At 53.2% G+C, this 4,062-nt stretch carries 5 protein-coding genes; all 5 read right to left on the reverse strand.

The genetic code is table 11. The annotated features are described in order from the left end of the window. Window positions 1-155: 155 nt before the first annotated feature. The 5 genes from KEHDKFFH_RS19830 to KEHDKFFH_RS19850 all read right to left on the reverse strand — a co-directional run bounded on the left by KEHDKFFH_RS19830 (window position 156) and on the right by KEHDKFFH_RS19850 (window position 3,853). Window positions 156-668, reverse strand: coding sequence for a heavy metal-binding domain-containing protein (locus tag KEHDKFFH_RS19830; RefSeq protein WP_146084243.1), 513 nt, complete (start codon window positions 666-668; stop codon window positions 156-158). 78 nt (window positions 669-746) lie between these two features. After that, entirely contained in the window at window positions 747-956 is a 210-nt protein-coding gene (locus KEHDKFFH_RS19835) for a hypothetical protein (RefSeq protein ID WP_104323496.1), read from the reverse strand. A 44-nt stretch (window positions 957-1,000) separates the two neighbouring features. Next, the gene (locus KEHDKFFH_RS19840; RefSeq protein ID WP_104323497.1) at window positions 1,001-1,204 is read right to left on the reverse strand and encodes a hypothetical protein; all 204 of its coding nucleotides are present in this window, start codon (window positions 1,202-1,204) and stop codon (window positions 1,001-1,003) included. Between the two features lie 98 nt (window positions 1,205-1,302). Next, on the reverse strand, window positions 1,303-3,108 hold the full coding sequence (locus KEHDKFFH_RS19845) for a ParB/RepB/Spo0J family partition protein (RefSeq protein WP_104323498.1): 1,806 nt from the start codon (window positions 3,106-3,108) through the stop codon (window positions 1,303-1,305). Between the two features lie 67 nt (window positions 3,109-3,175). Further along, window positions 3,176-3,853, reverse strand: coding sequence for a hypothetical protein (locus tag KEHDKFFH_RS19850; RefSeq protein WP_104323499.1), 678 nt, complete (start codon window positions 3,851-3,853; stop codon window positions 3,176-3,178). Window positions 3,854-4,062 lie beyond the last annotated feature (209 nt).

Genomic DNA, 4,062 nt, shown 5'->3' on the forward strand with positions numbered 1-4,062 from the left:
CAGCGGGGATCCTTTACCGGCCGGAGGTCGGAAGCGCGAGGGATATGGAGGGCGTCAGTCCCGCCACCGGCGGGATGAGCGAATAGCGAACCCGGAGAAGCCCGCCCCGTAGGGCGCGCACAGGTGATCGCGATCCAGTCGTGAAAACAGCCTATTCAGTCTGCGACAGTAACAGCGGTTCCAGTGGCAGAGATCACCACAACCCCGTTATCCGTGGCACCACTGAACTCAACAACATTAACTGATGTGCCGATAACAGCATCAGCACCCAGATTCGCTGCATTAAACCGCAGTCGTTTCAAAGCTTCCTCACGACAACGAACCAGATGTGACTCGGTGCCATGACTTTTTCCGGAGCCGGCAACCGCTCGACCAATGCTTCCAAAGAACTCATTAATCGAGCTGAACGCATAAGTGCTATCGCCTGCGACAATTCCGAGCACCTTGTCTACCTCAGCACCTGGAAGTGTTGGCGTGGTCACGACAATCATTGTCGACAACCTTTCAGAAAGCTCACGCTTCGGGGTCAACTGGGGTTTCTTGACATCAATCCCCTTCTTGACCGCTTCCTCGATCTTGCTGTAAACCGCCTCACAATTTGGACACTGCCAGTCTGGGGCGCGGTCATCCGGCTTACGCTCGTAGTCACACTTAAGACAAACTTTCACCACCGCTAAACTCCTTAACGGGAAATGGCCACAACGGAACCCGGGATCAATAGCTCGATGTCTATGATTCTTCCAATCCTATTCCACGAAACCGTGGTAAAAGCCAACATTCATAACAGCTTCGACAAAGCGCTTAGCGGTCGCGCGATCCATAACGACCGAGTTTCCATCAACGTTCAGATAAATGCTGTCTTCCTCGAAGAAAGACGACCGTCCCATTTCCACATCCATTCTGTCCTTGCCGCCCTGACCAATGACGGTTTCTTCAAAATACACTGTGGTGGCCATAACCCCTCCTAATCTCGCTCAGAAACCAACTCTGATCTGCAGGATCAGAGCAACCTCAAGTCATAAGGTACACCATCGAGCCCGTAAGAAAACGTATACCCAACAGACTTGACGACCTTTAAGAACTCCGCACACACCTGGTAGCCGTCCCTTTCGCCCAGATCTAGAAGCTTTTCATAATGAGTAACAATCCCGCTTAAAAATTCAGGTTGATGTTCATGGAAATCAAACAGGTCGGGTGCATTCATCGTGTCTCCCTGCATCCTCAATCATCCAATTTAAAACTCAGCATTTGCACAAAACCGGGAGGGCCGGAAGCCATCTAGCTTCCGGCCATTGGGCGAAATTAGACCTCAAGCGGCTCTGATCGCATCTGTGGCGGTAGCCACCCCTTGGATTCTTCCAGCCCATCCAGCAACTCAGCCAGATCACGCTTCTTGGCATTGACCATACCCGCCGCCAACTCGTTGCCTTTGAGCTCCACCAGAATATCCAACAGCTTCTCGCGCTTAACCCGTTTGAAGTAATTGTCTTTGGTCGGCTGCCATAAGGAAGACAGGTCGAAACTGATTTGTTCCTTCACAACCTCGGCAATGACCGAACCGGATGAGCGCAGAGACTGCGCGACACAAAAAGCCTGAATCGCTAGCTTGTCCGGCATCGTTAAAGACTGGAACGCCCTGAACATGCCGGCTTCGCTTTCCTCGTTCATCCAAGCCAGGTTCAACCCGTCTCGCGCCTTCTGAATCTTTTCGGCGGCTTTTGTCTCCGTGATGTCCTTGGGGCTGAATTCTGCCCACTGGACGCTGATCTCGCACGGTCTTAGGAAGCTCTGAGACACGCGTTGCAACGCCATATTGAACACCAAAAGATCAAAGCACAGCTCCGGTGAATCCATGAGGTCCGCTTGCAGAGCCTGCAAGGAGTAAGCGCTCAGGTCGCTTAACAACGCCGCGCTTTCCTCCGGTTTCTTGGGAGCATGAACCTCCCCCTGCTCGTCCTCGCCTTGGCCGTCCCTGTCAGCATCCTCGGGCTTCAAGATGCCCTCGCGGTATTCCGGCTCCCCTTCCCGATCAATCAGGATCAGGACACCAGCCTCAGCTTTCTGCTCTACGGAAAATACTCGAGAGTTTTCCTTTTGCTCCTGCAAATCCCTTTCCTCGTCGGTGAGTCGGTCGTGCGCTTTTTCATCTTCTTCCGTCCACTCCGCCATGGGCTTCTCGTTCAATGCATTCAAAAGGGAATCGATCTCGGCCAGTCGGGCAGTCAACGCCTCTGGCAATTCAACTTCAATTTCAGGCTCCACGCGTCTCATGCTGGCAAACCGTGTTGACCAGAAACCACCAAAGGCGTGTTCAACCCACTTCCAGCCCTCGACTTTCTTCTCGGCCACCAGTGCCTCAATCTTGGTTTCTGCCAACGACTGCAAAAGTTCAGGATCGTTCAGATAGGTCACCTCCTGGAACAGATCTGAGGCCACACTGCCACCGGCCTTCTCGTAGGCTTCCAAACCCACAAACAAAGCCATAGGCTCAGTGCTTCGGACATTCTCAGGCAGCAGGCGAGAACGAATCTCCCACGCGGTGAACCCATAGCCCTCTTTCATTTCTTCAAAGACAGCCATCTGCTTTTCCTGATCATCGGACACGGTGAAAGCCATAACCTCTTTTTTGTCCAGTTCTCGATTACGAAAGGCCTCCAAAATCACCGGGGCCACCCCGCCAAGCTTCAAAAGTTTGCGAACATCCGTCACGCTGTGGCCGAATCTCTTGGCAATGTCCTCGGCACTCATGCCTTGATCTTTTAACTGCATGTAGGCCGCAAACCAGTCCGCGTCGTGCATGGCTGCTTTCAGGTTTTCCGCCATTGAGGCCTCAGTGGCATCGCTCTGATCTTTCACAACGCAGCGCACCGGATAATCCATTTCAATGTCGCCGTTCTCTGCCAAATGCTGCAACGCAGCCAGACGGCGACCGCCACCGACGACTTCATACTTGCCCCGTTTCTTCGACTTCACAACGATCAGGTTCTGTAGGAGCCCCTGAGAGACGATAGACGCGATTAACTGCTGATCCTCAATGTCAGCCGCAGATACCTTACGAACGTTCTTCTCAGAGATCGTGAGGGCGTTCAGTTTGATTTGCTGTTCCATGGTGTCAGTTCCTTATCTGTTGGGTGTTTCCGTCCGGAAACCGATGGGGCTTTCGCCCCCGCAAGGGTTAGGCGGCAATCAGCCGATTAGGGAGGTCAATCGCGTAGGAGCGCTGGCCGTAGGAAATGGACAGACCCGAATGGTCTTCATGAATCCGCCAATCGCGTCCAGCCTCAACCAGTTCGCGCAGTAGACTCAGGCGATCAGGACGCTGATCGCGGCCGAAATTGCGATCGGCATCGGATTTGTAATCGTCGGTCAGCTCCCACTGAGTTTTCACCACGGCATCGGTATCCCGGGCCAGCAGGCGAACAACGTGTGGAATCGTCCATTTCGTGGGCAGCGTTTGCAGTGGGTTCACTCGCTGGGCCGCAAACGGGCAAAATTCAAGACGGGCATCCCGCTGGTAGCCCCAAAGTTTCAACTGGGCCCGCAGACGAACATGCTTGGTAGGCTCGCAATCAAACGAGGCGCACACCTCCAAAACCTTTTTCAGTGACCATGAGCAGATTGCCAGAAAGTCCATCACATCCGACTCGCTACCACCCAGGCTAAAACGGTTCAGGGTCTTGCCTCGGCTCATGGCTTCCGCGTTGTCGGTGATCACAAGGTTGAAATCGTCTTTATGCAGGCCGTAGCGACGAACGTGGGCGGCAGGCTCTGCGACGAAAATATCCCGCAGTTCCAGCGCCATAACCCAAGCGGCCCGGTTTTCCAGATGAGGGGTAGAAATGACTTTCAACATGGTGGGAATCTCCTAACTCGCCTCGATAACCGGCGGCGAACCCGGTGGCCAGCACCCCGCTGACCATGTGGTTATTATCGGTTTTTCTTGCTCTTGTGTCAATCTCTTTGTATATCTTTGAAAGACTAAAAACCCATATGAATCAGCCCCCTTTGCGCATATTCATCTAACGCCAGGCTTGTCTTTTTCCTTGTGATGATCTTGATTGT

This window comes from Marinobacter maroccanus (assembly GCF_002933275.1).
GTDB lineage: Bacteria > Pseudomonadota > Gammaproteobacteria > Pseudomonadales > Oleiphilaceae > Marinobacter > Marinobacter maroccanus.

Coding starts and splice junctions, on each gene's coding strand:
- KEHDKFFH_RS19845 (WP_104323498.1), bottom strand. CDS start 3,108: ATGGAACAGCAAATCAAACTGAACGCCCTCACGATCTCTGAGAAGAAC.
- KEHDKFFH_RS19840 (WP_104323497.1), bottom strand. CDS start 1,204: ATGAATGCACCCGACCTGTTTGATTTCCATGAACATCAACCTGAATTT.
- KEHDKFFH_RS19850 (WP_104323499.1), bottom strand. CDS start 3,853: ATGTTGAAAGTCATTTCTACCCCTCATCTGGAAAACCGGGCCGCTTGG.
- KEHDKFFH_RS19835 (WP_104323496.1), bottom strand. CDS start 956: ATGGCCACCACAGTGTATTTTGAAGAAACCGTCATTGGTCAGGGCGGC.